Source organism: Alphaproteobacteria bacterium, assembly GCA_033762625.1.
Taxonomy (GTDB): domain Bacteria; phylum Pseudomonadota; class Alphaproteobacteria; order UBA9219; family RGZA01; genus RGZA01.
This window is the reverse complement of the sequence record JANRLI010000003.1, coordinates 115,248-139,668: the sequence shown is the minus strand read 5'-3', so window position 1 is coordinate 139,668 and position 24,421 is coordinate 115,248. Positions and strand designations below refer to the sequence as shown.

Annotated in this window: 7 protein-coding genes; 5 read left to right on the top strand and 2 right to left on the bottom strand. The window is 48.2% G+C overall.

The features are described 5' to 3' along the window. Positions 1-67 precede the first annotated feature (67 nt). Both SFW65_01370 and SFW65_01365 read right to left on the bottom strand, forming a co-directional pair. Positions 68-9,961, bottom strand: coding sequence for a YDG domain-containing protein (locus SFW65_01370; protein MDX1921766.1), 9,894 nt, complete (start codon positions 9,959-9,961; stop codon positions 68-70). Positions 9,962-10,103: 142 nt separating this feature from the next. Then, positions 10,104-11,783, bottom strand: coding sequence for a ShlB/FhaC/HecB family hemolysin secretion/activation protein (locus SFW65_01365; protein MDX1921765.1), 1,680 nt, complete (start codon positions 11,781-11,783; stop codon positions 10,104-10,106). A 332-nt stretch (positions 11,784-12,115) separates the two neighbouring features. Between SFW65_01365 and SFW65_01360 the strand changes: the two genes are divergently transcribed. From SFW65_01360 to SFW65_01340, 5 genes are all read left to right on the top strand, one after another. Further along, positions 12,116-12,961 (top strand): alpha/beta hydrolase, encoded by an 846-nt coding sequence (locus SFW65_01360; protein MDX1921764.1) that lies wholly within the window; start codon positions 12,116-12,118, stop codon positions 12,959-12,961. Between the two features lie 70 nt (positions 12,962-13,031). Beyond that, entirely contained in the window at positions 13,032-14,507 is a 1,476-nt protein-coding gene (gene glpD, locus SFW65_01355; protein MDX1921763.1) for a glycerol-3-phosphate dehydrogenase, read from the top strand. Beyond that, the gene (glpK, locus tag SFW65_01350; protein MDX1921762.1) at positions 14,504-15,994 is read left to right on the top strand and encodes a glycerol kinase GlpK; all 1,491 of its coding nucleotides are present in this window, start codon (positions 14,504-14,506) and stop codon (positions 15,992-15,994) included. The genes glpD and glpK overlap by 4 nt, the downstream gene beginning before the upstream one ends. A gap of 110 nt (positions 15,995-16,104) precedes the next feature. Further along, a complete protein-coding gene (locus tag SFW65_01345) occupies positions 16,105-22,131 on the top strand; it encodes an alpha-2-macroglobulin family protein (GenBank protein MDX1921761.1) in 6,027 nt (2,008 codons plus the stop codon). Positions 22,132-22,138: 7 nt separating this feature from the next. Beyond that, a complete protein-coding gene (locus SFW65_01340; GenBank protein ID MDX1921760.1) occupies positions 22,139-24,325 on the top strand; it encodes a transglycosylase domain-containing protein in 2,187 nt (728 codons plus the stop codon). The last annotated feature ends 96 nt before the right edge of the window (positions 24,326-24,421 follow it).

Genomic DNA, 24,421 nt, shown 5'->3' with positions numbered 1-24,421 from the left:
GCATGGGGATCATACGCATCTATATACGGGAATAACTGCTTAAATAGAAGTACGTTTTAATGGCGGTTTAACGCAGCATTCCAACAGTCGGAAGCCTGCGTTGACGCTTCTGCCATTCATCATCAAAGATAAGGAACTCAGGAATTGACAAAAGCGTTTGTATGCTCTTCTTGACAGTATTTGGAAGTTGCAACGCAAGTGACCTATCCGGCGCAGGCGTTACATCGACTACCACCGGCGCTCCGGTCGCAAGAATATCTGCGATCGTGACTGCACTGGAATTATAGGTGTAGTTGCTGCTATCCGCACCCGTCAAAGTGAGACCAATCACGTTAACAGGCTTATTACTGCCTATGCTGCTGCTTGAATAATGCGCCCCGCTATAGGTATAGGTCAAGATATCGCCGGACACGCGATTATCATTAAGGGTAACAATTGCGTTATCATTCCCATCATAGATTTTATTTACGCCCGTTGCACTAATCAGCAATGCACGTGGTGTAATATCAGCGTTGGCTGCGCCCGTACTCGCACTTGTATAATTGGCGCTATCCACACCGACGAGGCCGATGCCTGTTACATTGATTGTTTTGCCAACTCCCACATTCTTGTTGCCAAAATTGGCGTTGTAGTTATAGCCAAACACATCACCTGCTATTCGATTATCGGTGATGTGGATGCCTGCGTTTGTTGTCCCATCATATATTTTATTGTGGCCAACAATACTGGCTACAAGTGTGCGCGGCGTAATTGTCGCCGAAGCGCTTGCCGTTGTGTTGAAGTTGTAATTGCCAGCATCACCTGTTGAAACATTGATGCCAGTTACGCTAATGGATTTACCTACGCCCACATTTTTATTCACAAAGTTTGCAGCGCCATAGCTGGTGATGAATACATCGCCCGCAACGCGGTTATCATTCAGGGTAACGCTTGTAGCGGTCAAACCGTCATATATCTTGCTTGCGCCTACTGCCGTAACAAGTAAGGTACGTTTGGTGATGTTGGCCGCAGCGGTGTCCGTTGTATTAAAGGTATAATTTCCGGAATCGCCGCCCGTAATATTTAGTCCTGTAACAGTGATGGCCTTGGTAGTTCCTACATTTTTATCTGCAAAGGTCGAACTGCCATAGGTTGTGGTGAATACATCGCCCGCTACGCGGTTATCCGAAAGCGTAATACCCGCATTCACAGAACCGTCATATACTTTGTTCACACCCGTTGCGTTTATATTCAGCGTGCGCTGCGTGATATCGGCTGAAGCGCTGGCAGTTGTATTAAACGTATAATTTCCAGCATCGCCTGTAGTGATGTTTATACCCGTTACGCTGATGCTCTTACCGACACCCACATTTTTATTACTGAAGTTCGCTGCGCCATAGCTGGTGTTGAATACATCACCTGCAACGCGGTCATCGGTAAAGGTAATTCCAGCAGTTGTGTTACCGTTATAGACTTTATCAACGCCCGTTGCGCTGATGGTAAGTGCACGCTGGGTAATATCGGCCGATGTTGAAGCCGTGGTATTAAACGTATAGTTTGCAGCATCGCCGGTCGTGATGTTTATACCGGTTACGCTGATGCTCTTACTGATACCCACATTTTTATTACTGAAGTTCGCTGCACCATAGCTGGTCGTAAACACATCACCTGCTACGCGGTCATCGGTAAAATTGACGCTGGCGGTTGTATTACCATTATAAACTTTATTCACACCCGTTGCACTGATGGTAAGGGCGCGCTGGGTAATGTCAGCGGAAGCAGAAGCTGTGGTATTAAATGTATAATTTCCAGCATCGCCTGTTGAAATATTGATTCCGGTTACACTGATTGACTTGGCAGTGCCAACATTTTTATTAGCAAAGTTCGCTGCGCCATAGCTGGTCGTAAACACATCACCTGCTACGCGGTCGTCGGTAAAGGTCACGCCAGCAGTTGTGTTACCGTTATAGACTTTGTCAACGCCCGTTGCACTGATAATAAGGGCGCGCTGGGTAATGTCAGCGGAAGCACTGGCAGTTGTATTAAACGTATAATTTCCAGCATCGCCTGTTGAAATATTGATTCCGGTTACACTGATTGACTTGGCAGTTCCAACATTTTTATTAGCAAAGTTCGCTGCGCCATAGCTGGTCGTAAACACATCACCTGCTACGCGGTCATCGGTAAAATTGACGCTGGCGGTTGTATTACCATTATAAATTTTATTCACACCCGTTGCACTGATGGTAAGGGCGCGCTGCGTAATATCTGCGGAAGTGCTGGCAGTTGTATTATATGTGTAATTGCCAGCATCACCTGTTGCGATGTTTATACCCGTCACGCTAATTGCCTTACCGGCACCTACATTCTTATCACCAAAGGCGGAAGAACTGTAACTGATGGTGAACACATCACCTGCTACACGGTCATCGGTAAAATTGACACTGGCGGTTGTATTACCATTATAAACTTTATTCACACCCGTTGCAGTAATGGTCAGGCTGCGCTGCGTGATATCGGCTGAAGTGCTGGCAGTCGAAGCGTAGCTATAATTGCCGCTATCGGTTCCGGTCAGGTTAATTCCCGTTACGCTAATTGCTTTACCAACACCTACATTTTTATCGCCAAAATTACCAGTGTAATTGATAGTAAATATATCTCCTGCTACACGGTCATCACCAAAGCTTACGGCAGCAGCGGTCAAGCCGTTATAAACTTTATCAACGCCAGTTGCGGTTATAGTGAGTGCGCGCTGCGTGATATCCGCGGAAGCACTGGCAGTTGTATTAAACGTATAATTTCCAGCATCGCCTGTAGTGATATTGATACCCGTCACGCTAATTGCCTTGCCGGTACCTACATTCTTATCACCAAAGGTGGAAGAACCGTAACTGGTGGTGAACACATCACCTGCTACGCGATCATCGGTAAAATTGACGCTGGCAGTTGTATTACCATTATAAACTTTATCAACCCCAGTTGCCGAAATCGTCAAGGCACGCGGTGTAATATTGGCTGTCGTACTGGTGGTTGTGTTAAAGGTGTAGTTATCAGCATCAATATTGGTCAAATTGATGCCACTTACATTGACAGTCTTACCATTCGCCACATTCTTATCAAGGAAGGTTGCTGTGGTATAAGATGCGGTAAGCACATCGCCCGATACGCGATTATCACCAAGATTTACGGTTGCACCTGTCAACCCATCATAAACGCGGTTCACACCAGTTGCACTGACGGTAAGCGGACGCTGCGTGATTGTAAGACCGGTTGGTGCTGCGAGGTAGGTAATATTATAGTTGCTTGCCAGACCCGATGTGAAAGTTGCACCATTCGCCGAAAGCGCCCACGGTGTTGCCCGGTAATTGTAATTGCCGGATGACGATAGTGTTGCATCGGTCGTTAAGTTCAATGTAGCCGCATCGGTGCTATAGAATGAACCGCTAGCAAGTGTGTATGCGGTGTTTAGCGGCGCGTTACCATAAACGCGCGTTTGATCGCTGACCTGCACAGTAATCGCACGCTGACCAACGGTAAGGCCTGTTGGCGAGATATAATTAAATCCATAGCCAAGATTGGATGTAAATGTGCTGCCATTATTAGTAATGGTGAAGCTTGTACCGGCATTATCACCTTGGACATAGCTGGTTGCGAAATTCCCCACACCGCCCACGCTACCCTGCGACGAATCCAATGCATTCAAGTAACCCGATGTCTGCAACGTATAACCCGTTGGCGGAATAATCGCGTCTCCATAGTTATAGGTTTGCGGGTCAATCGTCACATCAAGCATTGGTGTATAGGAATACAATAATCCATTCCCTGTTCCAGGAATAGTTGGGCACGAACCGCCATAGGTACAGGTGTAGCGGTTGAACGCATTGCTCATAGTCTCTTCACCGGTCGTATCGGTCGGGTTTGTGCTGTACACAAGCCAACGACCACCCGCACCTGTAGTGAGCGGATTTGCACCGGCAGTATTAATAAAGTTACGACCTGCAACAAGCACAATCGCGTTTGCTGATGTGTTTGTGGTTGTGATGGTTTGCGTCAGCAATACATCACGTGCCGCGCGAATAAAGATTGTATCCGAACTAGTCAATGCCACAGAGCTTGCAAAATCATTGCCCGAGGTAAACGAGACAGGATCATTCCACGCAGATATGGTATTGGTAAGCGCACCCGAAGTTGTATTACCAAATACGATCGAGCCCCAGCCATTTACCAGACGATTAACTTCGGCGGTGCTTAAATTAAAGCCATTGGTCGTGAGGTTATCCGCTTGTGCGCCGCCCAGTACAATAATGCGCGCTGCCGTTGACGGCTGCAGGGTAAGTGTTCCCGTACCATTTACATTTGCGCTTATGGTAAGGTTGTCGGCCGTGACCGAAAGATTACCAAGCGCTGTGGTGCCACCAACAATACCGGTGAAGGTCATGGTGCCCGTACCTGCAACAACTGACAGATTCTCGGTTGTGCCGCCAGCTGTGCCATTGAGAGTTGTACTGAAGCTCACCGCTGCATTTGTAGTGGTAAGCGTTACACTCGCCGCCTCTGCAATCGCTGTCGCATTGCTATAGGTTTGTGTGCCGGTGCTTGTGATGTTAGCGCCCAGCACAGTCAATGTATTATTCGAATTAGTGATGGTGCCCGTTGAATTGATGGCACGCGAGATAGTTAGTGTCGAAAAGCCTTGCGTATTGAAGTTACCCACCGTTGCTGCCATAGCAAGATTAGTACTGTTCAATGTTAATGCTGGTCGCCCGCCATTGTTTCCGGACAATAATGTAAAGTTACCCGTACCCGCCGACATGTTGCCTAAAATATTCAAATTGCCAGTGCCGCCCGCAGCGCCGTTCGCAGCCTGCAAGCTGTAAGCAGAAGCTGCACCCCCCGTGAGGGTATTGCCCGCATTGATATTTAAATCACGATTGGAAATGATCGCAACTGCAGCTGATGAAGTTAAACTGCGGTTAAGTGTAAAATCCAGAAAGCCAGAAATGCTCAGCGCGCCAAGTGATGCGCCTTGCTGCGTAAAGTTCGTAGAGGAAAGTGTGTAGGATGGGCGCGTTCCGTTAATACCTGATAGCAATGTCAACGCACCTGTGCCGACAGATAGATTGCCGCTTAACGTCAGATTACCAGTTCCCGCGACAGTGTTATTTGCAGCGGTAAGTGTAAGTCCACCCGCAGCTCCGGTTGTAATCGTTTGTGACGTGTTCAATGTTAAATCACGCTGCGTAGCGATAGTTATACTACCACTGCCAGGAAGATTCATTGCGACAGTTACATCCTGGAAGCCGGTAATGCTCGTGGTACCGACGGTCGCACCGAGTAAAGCCAGCGAACTGCTATTCATCGTCCAGCTGGGGCGCGTGCCATTAATACCAGAAACCAATGTCAACGCACCTGTACCGATGTTGATTTTACCACCAAGCGTGAGATTGCCCGTGCCAGTCACCACCGCATTTGCTGCGCGCAAGCTTACGCCGCCCGTTGCACCAGTAGTAATATTACTGGATGCGTTGGTAATAATGTCGCGCAATGCCAATACGGTAAATACGCCTGCGCCGCCAACTGTAATGGTTTGCGATGCTGATAAAATAAAGTCACGCTGTGGGTTGATGGTGATATTGCCGCTACCGGTCACCGCCTTGGAAACGGTAACGTCTTGGAAGCCATCGATGGTAACAACGCCAACCGTTCCGCTATTCTGTGTGTAGGTGGTGTTATCCATCGTCCATGATGGGCGCGTACCATTGATACCTGAGCGTAAAGTCAAAGTGCCTGAACCAACAGCAAGATTACCGTTTAGGGTCAAATTGCCTGTACCAGCTACGACGTTATTCGCAGCCTGCAATGTGATGGAACCCGTTGTTCCTGCGCTAATCACACTGGTTGCAGCAGTGGTGATATCACGCAGGGCCAATATGGTGATCGCAGATGCCGAATTAGTTGAAAGCGTGAAGCCTGAATTAAGTGCGAAGTCACGCTGCGGTGAAATCGTGACAGTGCTACTGCCCGGCAAGTTTCTAGCCAGCGTCACATCCTGAAACCCAGTGATACTGATTGCGCCCACCGTTGCACCAACCAATGTAAGTTTAGTGCTATCTAGCGTTATGCTTGGGCGTGTTCCATTAATACCCGACAACAACGTCAACGCCCCCGTACCAATATTGATCGTACCGCCTAGCGTTAGATTACCCGTGCCTGCGATAACCGCATTTGCCGCGCGCAAACTTACACCGCCCGTTGCACCAGTTGTAATATTGCTGGTTGCAGCTGTAGTGATGTCACGCAGCGCCAAAACCGTGAATACACCTGCAGCGCCAGTTGTTATGGTGTTTCCCGCCGATAGAATGAAATCACGCTGTGGGTTGATGGTAATGTTACCAGTTCCGGTCAGATTCTTCGAAACAGTAACATCTTGGAAACCATTGATGGTCACAACGCCAACCGAACCCGTCAATTGCGTATAGGTTGTGTTATCAATCGTCCATGAGGGGCGAGTGCCATTGATACCGGATGAAAGCGTAAGCACACCTGTACCCATTGAAACATTTCCGCTGAGTGTCAGATTACCCGTGCCAGCTACGACATTATTCGCTGCCTGTAATATCAGCGATCCGGTATTACCGCCGGACATTGTCGCACCCGCTGCAACAGTTATATCACGCAACGCCAATATGGTGATATTTGCTGTACCAGTTGTAGTTAGCGTTGCGGAATTATTCAGTGTGAAGCTTTGCTGCGGTGAAATGGTAATAGCGCCGCTGCCAGTAATATTTCGCGCAACCGTCACATCTTGCATGCCTGTAATGCTGATGGTGCCAATCGTGGCGCCAAGCGGTGTCAGCGTAGTTGAATTTAGTGTAAGGGATGGACGCGTACCATTGATACCGGAAACAAGGGTCAATGTACCTGTACCAATCGAGAGATTACCATTTATGGTAAGATTACCCGTGCCTGTAATAACATTATTCGCGGCCTGCAAACTAATAGCGCCTGTTGCTCCAGTTGTAATGCCACCTGTTGCATTGATGGTGATGTCGCGCTGGGCTAATGATGTGAATGTACCGCCAGTGGTAATCACTGCGCCTGCGTTGATAATAAAATCACGCTGTGGTGAGATGGTAATGTTACCGCTGCCAGTAATATTTCGTGCGACAGTAACATCCTGCAACCCCGTGATGCTAATAGCGCCAATTGATGCACCGAGCGGCGTTAGTGTTGTGGTGTTAAGCGTAAGCGATGGTCTTGTACCATTGATGCCGGATACCAGCGTAAATGAACCGGTGCCCACCGAAATATTACCGGTGATGGTAAGATTACCTGTGCCTACAACTGAATTGTTTGCAGCTTGCAGCGATAAGCCACTTCCTGCGTTCGATGACACGGTAGTTCCAGCACCAATAGTAATATCACGCTGGGCAAGAACCGAGAATGAACCACCAGCTGTCATGCTTGCCGTTCCGCTGGTGATGAAATCACGACCCGGATTGATGGTTATACCACTCGTGCTGGTGATGACGGATGTGCCACTCGCAAAAAAATCGCGTGTTGCGCCCGTTGCTGCTATAGTCAGCGCCGCACTGGTAGCCAAATTGGTAGAAAGTGTAATATCCTGAAAACCGCTTAACGAAACGGTGCCAACTGTTGCGCCAAGTTGAGTAAAGGTTGTGGCGCTAAGCGTAAGGTTCGGGCGCGTGCCGTTTATACCCGAAAGCAATGTCAGATTACCCGTACCAATCGAAAGATTTCCGTTCAGCGTCAGGTTACCCGTGCCAGCGGTTGAACCATTTGCAGCTTGCAATGAGATAGCGCCGGTTGCACTTGTAACGATAGCACTGCTCGCGTTGAGTGTAATATCACGCTGGGCTAAAATTGAAATCAACGAACCAGCGCCAGTGCTGGTCAAGCTGCCTGCGGATGTCAGCGTAATATCCCGCTGCGGATTAATTGTAATAGTGCTGTTACTGGTTATCGCGCGTGCGATGCTTACATCCTGAAAGCCAGTGATACTTACGGCGCCAAGCGTACCTGCATTTTGTACCAGCGTTGTGTTATTACCGGTATAATTGGGGCGCGTACCGTTAATACCGGAAACAAGGGTAAGGCCACCTGAACCGACAGAAAGATTGCCGCTAATGGTGAGATTACCTGTGCCCCCTATTACGCCATTCGCTGCCTGAAGGTTCATGGCGCCTGTTGCACCTGTCGTCAATGTGCGCGTAGCGTTCAAAGTTATATCACGGTTAGCCAGCATCGTAATCGAACCACCCGTTGATATATCCGAAGCGATGGTGATGCTGCCTGCTGCCGCAATATTTGCATTAAGGGTAATGCTGCCGGAACCTGAATTGGTAATCGTATTATTGACGATGATGTTATTCGATGCCGTCACGGTCAACGCGTTACTGCTGTTCCATGAAACCGCATCCACAAAAGTAATATTACCTGTACCACCTGTGCCTGCCGCACTGGTAATCGTCACCGCGCCGCTCGCCAATGCGTTTTGTAAGGTTACTACATCAAGATTTGATGTTGCTGCACCGGTTGAATCGAATGGTGATGACGGGGTGATGTCAGCATCAATCGCGTTGCTGATGGTGATATCCGCAGGGTCAAGCAGCAGCATGCCATTTGCGCCGTTCGCGGCATGAGTATTTACTGTACCATTGAAGCCTAGCCAGTCTTTACCCGAAACTTCGATGAAGCCGCCATTGCCACGAATGCCTTTCGCACTGAGATCCGCGTGACCATAATACGCAGTGCCGTTGTTCGACCATGTGATGATGCGGCCCGCATTTCCTACATCCGAGCTTGCAACCATCATCACGTTCTTGTCGATGAATACGCGCGATGCGGTTGGCACGTTTCTGTTAGTCGACAACCCTTCGTAATAAGCAGCAAAAAACGCAGCCGTTGGTGATGTGTTGATAGCGGAATAGCCGCCTGGGGTATTCCCCCATTCAACAGCAGTTGCAGGTTTATCAAGCATACCGCGGTAAGCACCGCCATGATAATCGCCGCCAACCAAAATTTCGCCAGCGCCTGCATTCCCTGAAACATCGACGCGCGTATTGTTCATAAGCGCGATGCGGTTGCCGATAATGTGGATAGCGCCGCCTGTCTGACCGGTAGCAAGGCCTGATGCTTCAATCAGCCCATCGATAATCACATCGCTGAGACTGTTTCCTGCGATTAAAATCTTGCCGCTGCTATTTCCATTATTGTTTTGCAACGGAATAGTCTTTGCAGAAATTGTTCCTTTGCCGCTAATAACGCTATCGATAATATTTTTACCTGCGGCGGCGGTCATTGCAACCAAGCCGCCATCCGCATTAATTACGCCTGTATTACTAACAAATTGTTTTGTTACCTTGTCGCTAACCGCAACTTCCAAAAGACCATCACCATAGAAATCAACTGTTGCCGTCTCGCCAGATGCCAAATGCACGCGGCCCAAACGCGCCGCAATCACGCCGCGGTTTTCAACACGGGGCGCAACTAATCCAACTAAACCTGCATCTTTTGCGGTAATGCGGCCTTCATTGATGATTTGCGCATTGGGATTACTGCTGGGTTTATCAAATACCAGCTTTCCGCCAGACATGAACTGTTCGTTACGGATATCGGATGTTGTTGCGATAAGACTGTTAACGTCAACCTGCGCGCCGCGGCCAAACACCACTCCGTTCTGGTTGACGATAACAATATTACCATTGGCACTTAGCTGGCCATCAATATGGCTGGCACCACCGCTGTTAACACGGTTAAGCGCAATCGAACCACTGCTCGGCTGTTGGAATTCGGTACGCTCATTGGGTGCAATATCGAAGCCGCGCCAGTCAATTACCGCACGATCAGTATGTTGGTTGATATGGACTGTGGATCCATTGCTACTGATTGTTGCCGAACCGGCATTAACAACACCGCCCTGCGGATTTGCACGCAGGGGTATTGCATGGGTGAAAATCAACCACGCGCATAGACATCGCAAAAATTTATTCCAGAATGGATTTCTCCACCAAGAATTTCGATACGAGTTAGCCACAGAAAAATCCGCTCATGAAAAGGCGTTTTATTTTGTAAAAACAAGCCTTTAGGATAAGCGGAAAAGGTTAAAATTTTTGGTTGAACTGCATCATTATTCTGGGGAAATAACGATCATTTCCATATAATGGCGCGAGTTGAGAATGGTTAATTGGCATAGCGAAACCAATATTAGCACTTTGTCCCCATTCTGTGGCAAAACGCATACCTAACCCGGCTGAAGAGGCAGAATCGCTCTTAACTTGACTAATATCATCATTAAAAACGGCTCCGTAATCAATAAAAGCGTATGGTTCAAGGTTAATAGGCCTTAATGAACGCACCCCTCCATAGCGAATTTCCAGTCCGGTTGCGAAACCATGATCACCCACTAGTTCGGAAGAGTCAAAGGCCCGTCCATACCCCTCCCCCCCGTATCCAAACTCCTCGGAGGAGTAAAGCGGGCCCGAAGCCAGCTGGCCTGAAAATTTAATTAGCCCGGACCAGTCATCGGTAATTTCTTGTAAGCGCGCGATTGAAATTTCTGCTTTTGTGAAATCAGGCGTAGCTTGACCACGCGATAAATTCAATTCACCCGGCTGGCTTGCTCCAAGCCAATCAAGCCCTTGGCTCAATTTAAAATTTAGCACACTAGATCCATGCCAATCATCCGAACGATCATACGATAAACCAACGCGCAGCGCTCGGACTTGTTCACGCGTAAGCGGCGTTCCCAGAATATCACTCGTTACATCACGGCCATCCAGCGCCATCATCAATGCAAAATTTTCCTGTCGCTGACGTATCCATTGATACTTCATTCCTACACTGACGTTCAGCGCCAAACTATCGATGTCAAGCGGTTCAAGCGTATGAACCGGATGTGCGCGCGTAACAGCCGCATCTAGATTCAAAATTATATCCGGCAACGCCGTGAATGAATTATGGATTGAACCATAATTGAGCATGGATGGTTCAATACTGGTCATCCCGTAAAAAGTGGTTTGATTAAGCGGCACAACACTGCCGCTGATTGACATGTTTGCTTCATGCGGACCTAGGAATTTCGAACCCGAATTATCAAATCCGATGGAAGCATCCATCGATGTGTCTTGGGGAATAAGGGTAAGCATACTCGCCCCGTCTTCCGCACCGGGAAGTGCTGATAATACTGCTCTGAAGCTCTGTCCCGGCAAATCATTCAAACGCAATAGTGCACTTTCCAGTGTTGCGGAGGTAAGTGGCTTTTCGTCTTTGATACGCTGGATATAACTGCGCACAACATAATTACTTTGGCTTGGGTCGGTTAGCACAACTTCCTTGATATAGCCTTCGCGCACGCATATGCAAACCGTATCGCCTTTGATGGTATCAGTATCAACCGTTGCACGGGATAAAAAATACCCTGCTTCGCGGTAACGTGCGCTTACCGCATCCGCCATCGCATAAGCTTCTTTCAAGGTTACGGTTTTACCCAAACGGTCTGCAAACGGCTCACCTAATTCTTCCTGCGTGAATGCGGTTGCACCTTCAAAAATAACCCGGTTTAGGATAAAGCGTTTTTGTTCTGCGCCGGAAGGTGCATTGTTTTTTGGCGCGGGTGCCACCTTAATTGGCGGCGGTGCCTTTTTTAAAATATCATCGGTTGAAAGTGGGATGCTGCGTTCAATACGCGAAGGATCAGCTGGGCCAGGCACACGTGGCTGCGATACATCGCTCGTTTGCGCCCATGCTTGCCCTGCACTGAATCCAGCGAAGAGAAAAATCAAAAACCATTTATAAAAATTTCGAAAGTACATTAAGGGCAAGGCGCAAGAATCTGAGGACATGTCAGGCTAAATGGGACGTTAAGTGGGGTCAATCAGACCTCGGCTCTGCGCTTTACTTGATGGTGGATAAGGCAGTGGATAAATGATGTGTGCTGTTCAGTGGATAACCTTGTGGATAAAAATTGAATTCACTGTGAATGCTGCCTCTCTGATGAACAGTTTATCTTTTTATGCCTGCTTTATTCGCTAATACGGATTAAAAGGCCAATGTTACAAACAATCACCACTGACCATACATGAACATTTGATTTCTTACCGACTGGCAAAATTTTATGAGCAGCATCATTTCATTTTTTACAACGCTAGCTTCTGCCCTGTATCTACACCTTGGGCTTGCTGTTGCAAACCTACCCAGCTACTTCAGCACCACGCAAATCATCCATAATGTTCCATATGGTTCTAACCCCAGCCAGACAATGGATATTTATGTTCCCAAATATGCGGAACGCAGAAAGCTGGACGTTGTTGTGTTTTTCTATGGCGGCCGCTGGACCTTTGGAAAGAAGGAAGATTACCGTTTTATAGGCAACACCTTCGCCAGCGCCGATTTCATTACGGTTATTTTCGATTACCAGAAATACCCGAAAGTACGCTTTCCAATTTTCATCGAAGATGCGGCAAAAGCATTAGCTTGGGTTCACGACAATATCGGCAAATATCACGGCGATAATACACGGATTAACATTGTCGGCCATTCGGCAGGCGCACATATTGGCGCGCTTGTTACAACCAATCCAGCTTACTTAAAGCATGAAGGAAAGACACCAGCACAGGTTATTCATCGCTTCGCAGGACTTGCAGGACCATACAGCTTCACGCCCGATGAACCCGATTTAGAAGCCATATTTGCACCGCCTGCAAATTATCCAAACATGCGCGCATCAACATTCGTGACCGGAAAAGAACCGCCGATGCTCTTGATGTGGGGCGATGCCGACACGGATGTCGGTGCTTTCAATCTGGAACAGATGGATAGTGCCCTCCGCATGAAGCGAGGAACTGTGAAAAGCATTATTTATCCTGGCCTTGACCATATAGGCATCATCCGCGCACTGACGTGGATGTTTAAAGACAAAACATCTGTCTTTCTGGACACCATCAACTTCTTCAGGCAATAAGCGGCGCTTGACAGCATATGCGTCAGCGGCAACTCTTGGTGGAACGCTCACCTGAGAATCTTAACTAATCATGGCTGATTTTGACATCACGATAATTGGCGGCGGCATTAATGGCACGGCCATCGCGCGTGACGCGGCAGGTAGAGGCCTGCGCGTACTTCTGGTTGAGCAAAATGATTTAAGCTCCGGCACATCGTGGACTTCATCGAAACTCATTCACGGTGGGCTTCGCTATGTGGAACAAGGTGCATTTCGACTGGTGCAAGAAGGGTTGCTTGAACGCAGTATTCTTTTAAAAACTGCGCCGCATATCATCTGGCCTGCGCGATTTGTATTGCCGCATCACAAAGGACTTCGCCCGGCATGGATGCTGCGCGTCGGTTTATTCATATATGATTTACTCGCCGGAAAAAGCCTGTTGCCCGGGGCACATGCTGTTGATCTTACAAAAGATGATGCTGGTATGCCGCTGCAATCACAATACCACACAGGTTTTGAATATTCTGATTGTTGCGTTGATGATGCACGACTGGTCGTATTAAACGCAGTTGATGCAGCAACGCGCGGCGCAGAAATCCGCACCCGTACACGTTTTGAAAAAGCAGAACGCCACAATAACGAATGGCACATTCAACTAAACAACAAAAGCGTTACATCACGCATTCTTATCAACGCATCCGGCCCATGGATTGAAGAAGTGAATGGGATGATGCCACCCGAAATTGCGCAGGATCACATCAAACAAATCAAAGGCAGCCATATTGTTGTACCCAAGCTGTTCAATCACAACAAAGCATATATTTTCCAGCATGCGGATGGGCGAATAGTATTTGCTATTCCCTACCATACCGATTTTACACTTATTGGTACAACCGATGTCACGGTCACGGGCGATCCGGCCAAGGTTGCAATTTCGGATGAGGAAATTGACTACCTCTGCAAATTGGCAAGCGATTATTTCAAAACCGGCATCACGAAACATAATGTGGTGTGGAGCTTTGCAGGTATCCGCGCGCTATATGATGACCGCAGCTTGAAAGCCAAGGATTTATCGCGTGATTATTTATTGAAACTGGATGGAGGTGCAACCAAACCACCCCTGCTTTCCGTTTATGGTGGTAAGCTGACGGCAGCGCGGCATCTTGCGGAAGTTGCGCTAGAACACCTTGCCCCGTTTATCCCCGCAACAAAACCGTGGACTGCACATTCACATCTTCCCGGCGGCGATTTTGCATGGAACGGCTTCACAGAAATGGTAGAAAACACCTGTAAACAATGGGCTTTCTTAACACCTACGCATGCGCGGCGCTTGGTTCGCGCTTATGGCACACGCACATCGATGATTATTGGCAAGGCGACCCGAATGGCGGAAATGGGTGAATGCTTTGGCGCGGATTTGACGGCAAACGAGGTTCGTTATCTCATGCAACATGAATGGGCGCAAACAGCAGATGATGTGTTATGGTTGCGCAGTAAATTGGGGCTGCGTTTCACGCCTGAACAAAAAAATAAGCTTTCGCAATTTATGATGAGTGAAAAAACATGAGCGATGTCATCCTAGCAATCGATCAAGGCACCACATCATCCCGTGCAATTGTGTTTGACACCGAACTTTTGCCAATCGCAACATCACAAAAAGAGTTCAAGCAGCACTTTCCCGCTCCAGGCTTTGTGGAACATGACGCAGAAGAAATCTGGAAAACGGTTGTTGAAACCACCAAAGCCGCGCTGTTGCAAGCAAATCTCACAGCCAAGCAGATTGCCGGTATTGGCATCACCAATCAGCGCGAAACAACGATAATATGGGATAAAACCACAGGAAAACCTATTTATAATGCAATTGTTTGGCAAGACAGGCGCACGGCAGATGCATGCCAAACGCTGCGTCAGCAAGGACACGAAGCGTTAGTAAACAAAAAAACCGGCTTGCTACTTGACCCCTATTTCTCCGCTACCAAAATTGCATGGATACTCGATAATGTATTTGGCGCGCGCGATGGCGCGAATGCGGGCAAGCTTGCTTTTGGCACGATTGATTGTTTTTTATTGTGGCGATTAACCGGCGGCAAGGTTCACGCAACCGACGCCACCAACGCATCACGCACCATGCTGCTGAATATTCATACCGGCACATGGGATGATGAACTTTTAAAGCTATTCAACATTCCTCGGAGCATTTTGCCAGAAGTACGCGATTGTTGTGCTGATTTTGGTACAACAACGCCCGATTTATTCGGTACACCTATTGCCATTTTAGGAATAGCGGGCGACCAACACGCCGCAACGGTTGGTCAAGGGTGCTTCACCGCAGGTATGATGAAAGCCACCTATGGCACAGGCTGTTTTGCTTTATTGAATACCGGCGAAAAAGCTATTCAATCAAAGAATAAACTGCTTACCACCATCGCATACCAATTGAATGGAAAGCGCACTTATGCGCTGGAAGGTTCGATTTTCATGGCAGGCGCAACGGTACAATGGCTGCGCGATGGATTGAAAATTATCGCGCATGCCAATGACGCAGATGTAATTGCAAGCAGGGCCAATAGCGCAGAACAGGTCTATCTGGTTCCGGCATTTGTTGGTCTTGGCGCACCATGGTGGGATGCAAATGCCAGGGCCAGCATTACAGGTCTTACGCGCAATTCCGGCGCGCCGGAAATTACACGTGCAGCATTGGAAGCAGTTGGTTATCAAACACGCGATTTACTCGAAGCAATGCACGCCGATTGGCCGAATAACAGTAACACTGTTCTGCGCGTGGATGGCGGCATGACCAAAAGCGAAGTGACTATGCAATTTCTTGCGGATATTTTAAATGCGCCTGTTGATCGTCCCGTTGTTATGGAAACCACTGCACGCGGCGCTGCTTACTTAGCTGGATATAAGGCAGGATTGATGCCGGATTTAGAAAAATTTGCGGCAAATTGGCAGCGAGACAAACGCTTTGAGCCAAAGATGGAAGAAGGTGCGCGTAATCAAAAATGGTCAGGCTGGAAAGATGCTGTTCAACGCACCATTTCGCAGCGCTAACGCTTATATTATCCACATCAATTTTAAGCTAAGTCCCTAATACGCTTCATTTAATCGCTATGCAGCCTTAGGATTACTCCGCGTTCTTACCCTATATATACGAGCATGCCATGCGCGCAGTTCAATTACTTATCCCTGTACTTTTCAGCGTGCTTTTTTCTTCGCCGCTGCTTGCTGCGTATGATACTGGCGGTACGCCATCCACCAAACCGCTCGAAATTATCAAAATCACACCTGAAGGCGATGATGTCCCGGCAGGCAAACAAATTGTTGTGCAATTTAACCGTCCCGTTGTGCCAATTGGCAAAATGGAACGCGCATCATCCGACATCCCCATTATCATCACACCCGCACTAACCTGTGAATGGCGATGGATAAATACATCCGCGCTTGCATGCAATTTATCCGATAAAGCACCGCTGCAAAGCGCAACCCATTATACCATGGAGGTAAAGCCCGGCATCAAGGCTGAAGACGGCACGACAATTGAAAAAACAGTCGAACATCGTTTTATCACTGACCGCCCCGACATCCGTTACAAGGAATTCCATCAATGGAAATCACCCAGCCTTCCTGTAGTGCGCTTGGTATTTAACCAGCCCGTCGATCAGGAGAGCGTTGCTGCACATGTATATATGGAGGTGGGCGATGCAGCCAAACGTGTAAGCTTAAAGGCATCGCCAGATCCAGAAGACCATGACCAGCCTACTATTATGCCCATTCCGGGCGAAAAAGCTGCGCTGGTATTCAAAAAAACAGAAGCGAAAAAGAGTGATGATGATTTGCGCAAAAGCGGCGGACGCGAAGCGCGACGCATCTGGCTCGTGCAACCGGAAAAAGAATTGGGGTTAGACCAGCATGTAAATTTGAAACTGGAACCGGGGTTAATCTCTGCACTAGGCCCGGAACCCGGTGTTACGGCAAGCGATGTGGTGCAGTTTGATACCTATCCTGAATTCAAATTCCTTGGCATTCGCTGCATGAATAATGCGGGCGAAGCGTTATTCTTTGAACCCGGACAATCACCAGATGGCAAATGCAATCCCATGCAAATCGTCAATCTTTCCTTCTCGGTTCCTGTTGACCGCGACAAGATGGGCAAGATGCTGGCCTTCACGCCGCCTGTTGGCGGCTGGCGACAAACCGCAGAAGAGGATAGCGAGGAAGGCGACGCAGCGCCCGATACTTCTGGAACGATTGGGTATCAATTCCGCCGCCCACACAGCAAAGACAAAACCTACGACATCTGGTTGCCGCCCGGTTTGAAGGCCGCGCAGGAATATACTGTTAAAACACGCTTGGAAACATTGTACTTCTTCCAACGTATCGGACATTGGCTGCTTGCACTATTCGGCCAATCGAATGTCATGGATGTGAAAGATATTTTTGGCCGCCCGCTTACATCAGCCATCGCATCAAAATTTACAACCGATCATCGCAACCCGAATTACGTATTGGATTACAGTGATGCTGTTTTGGAAAAAGGCGTTGATAGCGAAGTACCACTCTATATCAATAACATTACCAACTATGCCCTTTCCTATCGTCGCCTAACCAATAAGGGCGCAGAAGCAAATCTAAGTTTCAATAAGAACACGCCGGAAGTAAAAGATATTCAGTTTGCTACCCCGCTGGGCGTTCGTGAAATGCTGGGCGGTAAAAGCGGTGCAATGTTTGGTTATCTGACCACTACGCCGTCTCTCGGCGGAACGCCGCCACGTTTGTTTGCCGAAGTCACCCCGTTTCAAGTGCATTTTAAATTCGGGCATTTTGCATCACTTGCTTGGGTCACCAGCCTTGCTACGGGTGAACCGATTGTTGGCGCAAAGCTAAGTATGTACCAAGATGCATTTACAACGCTGGATGTCGCCAAAACCCTTGCCAGTAAAGGCATAACCGATGCCAACGGCGTTGCATTATTGCCGGGCACCGACAGCCTTGATCCGGATTTATCGTTAAGTGAACGCTATCAGGATGAAGAAAAGCGCTTTTTTCTAAAAGTTGAAAAAGATGATGAGATGGCATTATTGCCCATCTCCCCACGTTTTGCAATTAACAACTACCGTTCATCTGGCAGCGAGGATATTTGGCCTTCGAACAAACAGCGCTATGGACACATGCGCGCATGGGGCACGACTGCACAGGGGATTTACCGTGCAGGCGATACCATTCAATACAAAATATTTGTGCGTAATCAGGATAATGACCGTTTTATTCCTCCGCCAACCAAAAGCTATCATCTTCGGGTCATCGACCCGATGGGCAAGATTGTGCATGATGTAAAGGATATTACGCTTTCAGCGTTTGGCGGCACAGATGGCTCCTTCACGGTTCCAAAGGAAGGCGCAGTGGGCTGGTATAAATTCAAACTAAGCGCGAGCTTTATTCCGGGTAGCGATGAACCTATTCCCGAAGATGAAGAAGCATCAGCAGATATTGATGATGGTAAGTCATGGGTGCCCATGCGGGTGCTAGTGAGCGATTTTACGCCCGCATCATTCAAGGTTAGAAACCAGTTAAACGGCGATTTATTCCACAGCGATGACAAGGTGGAAGTCACCACGCATGCTGAATTGCATTCTGGTGGCGCATATACCGATGCATCCGCGCGCATCACCGCCATTTTGGATAGCAGTGCGTTTACATCCAAAAACCCGACCGCCAAGGATTTCCAATTCGATAGCTATGAAAACGAAGTAACGACGCAGCAATTATTCCAGAAAATTGACAAGGTCGGTGATAAAGGTGAACTAAACCTCGACTTCTCTGCCGGCAAACCAAAAATTGTCTATGGCAAGCTAATGGTGGAAAGCGCGGTTGCGGATGACCGCGGCAAATATGTTTCCGGCCAAGCCCATGCGGATTATATCGGTGTTGACAGGCTCGTTGGTTTGAAATCAACCGAATGGCTTTATACCGTTGGCAAACCTGCAAACGTCCAATACATCGTTGTAGATGATCATGGCAATCCGATTAAAGGAACCAAAGTTGATATCGTCATTGAATATAAAGTCACGAAGGCCGCGCGTGTAAAGGGCGCCGGGAACGCCTATCTGACTGAATATCATACCGATTGGGAAAAGGCGGGTGCGTGTGATGGCACATCATCAAATGACGCCCTCAGCTGCACGTTTACGCCTGCAAAAGCCGGGATTTATCGTGTTGTCGCAAAAATTAAAGACAGCAAGGGTAATGACCATGCAACAACACTCAATACCTACGCAACCGGAAGTGATTATGTGGTGTGGGATGATGAAAATGACAGTAGCCTAACCATCGTTCCACAAAGCACGAATTATAAAGTGGGCGATACCGCACGTTATCTTATTAAAAATCCGTATCCTGGCGCAAAGGCGTTGGTGACGATTGAACGCTACGGCGTGATTGAACATTTCGTACAAACCCTAGATGGTTCAACACCAATCATTGAGTTCAAAATTAAACCGGATTATTTGCCGGGCTTTTATCTTTCGGTCGTGGTCATGTCACCGCGCGTTGAAAAACCGCTGGGCGAAGGTCAGGTGGATTTGGGCAAACCAACCTTCCGCATGGGTTACATCACTGTGCCAGTAAAAGATCCTTATAAGGAAATGGCGATTACTGCCAAAACCGATAAGGATGTTTATAAGCCACGTGACAAAGTCACCCTCACGCTTCATGCCGAACCGCGCATGAAAGACAAGAAAGAACCCGTTGAACTAACCGTTGCCGTGCTTGATGAATCTGTGTTCGATTTGATTGCGGGCGGCAAAGAATATTTCGACCCCTATGATGGTTTTTATAAGTTAGAGAGCCTTGATTTGCGCAATTACAGCATCCTCACGCGGCTTGTGGGTCGCCAAAAATTTGAGAAAAAAGGCGCAAACCCCGGCGGCGATGGCGGCAATGATTTAAGCATGCGCTCCGTCTTCAAATTCATAAGCTATTGGAACGGGCAGCTTGTTACCGATAAAGATGGCAATGCAACGGTGAGCTTTGATGCTCCCGATAATCTGACAGGTTGGCGCGTTCTGGCAATTGCCACCACGCCAACTGACCGTTTTGGTTTGAGTGATGCAAATTTCAAGGTCAACCGCCCAACCGAAATCCGCCCTGTTATGCCAAACCAGTTGATGGAGGGTGATAATTTCAACGCAGGCTTTAGCGTAATGAACCGCACCGATAAGGAACGTACGATTGATGTTCGTATTCATGTTGATGGCGCGTTGGATACAGAAAAACCAGTGGAAGATTTAATAAAGAAAGTAACGCTGGGCCCATATAAACGCACAACCGTGTTTATGCCTATTCAGGCATCCATCTTGCCGCAATACCGCGATAAACCCTTTGGCAATCTAATCTTCTCGGTTAATGCTGGCGACACATCAGACAGCGATGGTATTGTGCACGAAGTACGCGTCAATAAGCGCCGCAGCCTTGATGTCGCTGCAAATTACGGCACAACGATACAAGACACCGCCGAAGAACACATCGATTTCCCGAAAGGTATTTTGACAGATACGGGAAGTGTTTCGGTCGTAGCATCACCCACCGTTATCGGCAACATCTCTGGCGCTTTTAGCTATATGCGTGACTATCCTTATCTGTGCTGGGAACAGAAGTTGAGTAAGGCGGTTATGGCTTCGCACTACAAGAATTTGAAAGCCTATTTACCTGACACACTAAAATGGGATAGCAGCGCCGAATTACCGCAAACAACGCTTGATCAAGCCGCAAGTTTCCAAGCACCCAACGGTGGTATGGCGTATTTTCAAGCGAATGATGAGTACGTTGACCCTTATTTAAGTGCCTATACGGCTATTGCATTTAATTGGCTGCGCAAGAGTGGCTATACCATTCCAGAGCAGGTTGAAAACAAGTTGCACACTTACTTAAGCAACCTACTGAAAAATAACGCCGTGCCTGATTTCTATTCTGAAGGAATGACATCAACGGTTCGTGCGGTTGCATTGGCAGCGTTGGCGCAGCGGGGCAAAGCCGATTTGGCAGATTTGCAGCGTTACCAGCCCCATGCCAAGAAAATGTCGCTGTTCGGTAAGAGCTATTTCTTGCAAGCAGCTTTGGCCATTAAAGGCGGTATGCAATACGCGCCTGATGTTGCGAAAATGATATTAGCGGCATCGAACGAGACCGGCGGCAAATATATATTCAGTGAAACATGGGATGATAGCTATACGCGTATCCTCGCCTCCCCGCTTCGTGAAAACTGTGCAGTCTTAGATGCTTTTACCGCCTTTGGAGAAACCAAGGAAGGCGAAGGGTTAGTGGGCGATGTGCCATTCAAACTTGTACGCACGATTACCCAAGACCGCAAAAACCGTGACCATTGGGAAAACACGCAGGAGAATATGTTCTGCATGAATGCGCTCATCGACTTTGCGCGCGTTTATGAAAAGGACGCGCCGCAATTTACTGTTGCTGCGTCCCTTGATAATGAAGCCATGGGCACAGCGACGTTTAAGGATGTGCGCGATGCCGCGGCAACGCTGGAGCGCCCGATTAAACCCGGCGATGATGGCCGCAAAGCAACGCTGAAAATTGAGCGCAATGGAACAGGGCGTTTATATTATGCAACACGCCTTGCCTATGCACTACCGATGGAAATGAGTAAACCCGCGAATGCCGGCATTGAAATCACCCGTGAATATAGTGTGGAGCGAAATGGCAAATGGGAATTACTTAAATCGCCTGCCATTATCAAACGCGGTGAGCTGGTACGGGTTGACCTATATATATCCGTGCCTGCAGCGCGTAATTTCGTGGTTGTTGATGATACCGTACCTGGCGGTTTGGAACCCGTAAACCGTGATCTTGCAACTGCATCGGAAGTAGATGCAAAGAAAGCAGACTTTAAAGCATCCGGCGGTTCATTCTGGTTTAAATATTCCGACTGGATTGATTTTGGTGTTAGCCGCTGGAGCTTCTACCATCAGGAAATCCGCCATGACAGCGTACGCTTCTATTCCGATTATCTGGACGCAGGAAACTATCACCTCTCATACGCCGCGCAAGCGATAGCAACGGGCACTTTCAGCGCACTACCTGCCTTTGCTTCGGAAATGTACGACCCGGATGTGTATGGAAAAACCGAAGGCCTCAGTTTGAATGTGAGTGAGCAGGAAGAAACCAAACCATAGGCTGGTCATGCCAAAGCTAAAACGCATCACACTATATATATTGCGCGGCTTGGCGCTTTGCGTTGTCTTGCTCATCATCAAAACTGTATTGGATGTGCAAACGCCGAGCTTATCGCTGCGCAATCTCTCCGCCGATGCGGGGCGGTTTCAGGTGCACGACAGAAACGGCGTGCCTATGGGGATATCATACCAAAACGCATACAACACATCGCAAATTCTGGCGCTACATGATATTCCCGAAACCTTGCGGCAAGCATTTGTTACATCCGAAGACAGGCATTTTTTTGAACATCATGGTGTTGATTGGAATGCGCGAATGCAGGCCATCTGGCAAAATATTCGTGCGCGCAAAGCTGTGCGCGGCGCCAGCACAATTACCGAACAAGTTGTGCGTATTATTCACCCTCGTCCGCGTACCATCTGGTCTCGCTGGGTCGAAGGATTTGAAGCCATGCTACTCGAAGCCAGTTCAAGCAAAGGCGACATACTGGAATTTTACTTAAATCAGGTTCCATACGCTGCCAACCGCCGCGGCATTGCGCAAGCTGCGCGCTATTATTTCAACCGCGATATAGATACACTAACCCACAAAGAAATGCTTGCCCTTGCCGTGTTACCACGCGCGCCATCCACGCTGGATTTATACAGAAGTCAGGAAACAATTGAACCCGGCATCGCGCGTTTGGCTGATGCCATGCAAAACCGTAATGAAATAACCAGTGATGCCGCAGCGCAGATTAAAGCCACACGTATGACCTTGGAACAAGCGCTGCCTCCACTTAATTCCACACATTTTATCAACTATATCCGCGAAACCATCCCCTACCGCGTCAGTGATAACGGAAAACTGACCACAACCTTGGATAGCACAATACAAAGCCGCGCGCAAAGCCTGCTGGAAGAACGCTTAAAAGCTTTGTCACGCAAGCATGTGCAACACGGCGCAGCAATGGTGGTTGACCACACCACAGGCGAAATTTTGGCATGGGTTGTGGGCAGTGGACCAAACACTACAACCGGACAAGACATTGATGCTGTACGCGTACCGCGCCAGCCGGGTTCATCAATGAAGCCGTTTTTATATGCGCTTGCGCTTGATATGGGCTGGTCACCTGCAACTGAATTGGATGATGCGCCAATGGCAGAAGCGATTGGGACAGGCCTACATGACTTTCATAATTACAGCCGTACATTTTATGGAAAAATTTCATTGCGCGAAGCACTTGGCAACTCACTCAACATTCCTGCGCTGGAAACCATCGGCTTTGTTACGCCTTCGCGTTATCTTGATACGCTTCACGCGTTGCATTTCGAAAGCCTGACACAGCCTGTTGAATTTTATAAGGAAGGATTGGCCTTGGGTAATGGCGAAGTTACCTTATATGAAATGATGCAAGCATATGCGGCTATTGCCAATCGCGGTATCTTCCGCCCGCTTACGCCCCTTCCCCAACCACCCTTTGCGCGTGAAAACAAGCGTATTTATTCACCCGAAGCCACTTCACTGATTGGAAATATTTTATCCGACCCCTTTGCTCGGCGGCGAGAGTTCGGCTCCGGCAGTGTGTTGAATTTACCCGTACAAACCGCCGTAAAAACAGGCACATCATCTGATTACCGCGATGCCTGGGTGTTTGGATTTAATTCGCGTTTTCTGGTGGGTGTCTGGATTGGTAATCTTGATCAAACGCCGATGGATGGCGTGACTGGTTCAACTGGCCCAGCTCTAGTCATGCGCGGAATTTTTGCAGGACTGAATGAACACACAAAAGCTTCACCATTGTATTTAAGCCCCAAACTGGTGCGCAAGGAAATCTGCGCAGCAGGTGATGCCTTATCTAAAGGCACATCATGCTACCCGCATACCGAATATTTTATAGCGGGTTCTGAACCTGCCAATCAACATCACGCGCCCACAGCAAAAGGCATTAACGTGGTACGGCCAACCGAAGGGCTGCAAATCGCATATGACCCACGCATCAAACCCGAACAACAGGCTTTTGAATTTGTAAGCGACGGCGCATCGCCAAATAACAGTGTGGAATGGTTGCTAAACGGTAAGTCATTAGCGACCACAAGGAACGGACGATTTTTATGGCCGGTTGAACGTGGTACATACACACTTCAAGCACGTGAAACAGATACCAGCAACACGACGTTTTCCATCGACTTAGTCCATTTTCAAGTCAAATAAATGTATAATCTTATGCAAGAAACGTCACATAGTGAGGAAGTCACTATAGGAAGGCGGGGCGACTTTTTTATTACGATTTATGAAATGTCTTAATAT

Excerpts from the sequence above, each read along its gene's own strand:
- SFW65_01360 (MDX1921764.1), top strand. The coding sequence starts at position 12,116 with ATGAGCAGCATCATTTCATTTTTTACAACGCTAGCTTCTGCCCTGTAT.
- glpD (MDX1921763.1), top strand. The coding sequence starts at position 13,032 with ATGGCTGATTTTGACATCACGATAATTGGCGGCGGCATTAATGGCACG.
- glpK (MDX1921762.1), top strand. The coding sequence starts at position 14,504 with ATGAGCGATGTCATCCTAGCAATCGATCAAGGCACCACATCATCCCGT.
- SFW65_01345 (MDX1921761.1), top strand. The coding sequence starts at position 16,105 with ATGCGCGCAGTTCAATTACTTATCCCTGTACTTTTCAGCGTGCTTTTT.
- SFW65_01340 (MDX1921760.1), top strand. The coding sequence starts at position 22,139 with ATGCCAAAGCTAAAACGCATCACACTATATATATTGCGCGGCTTGGCG.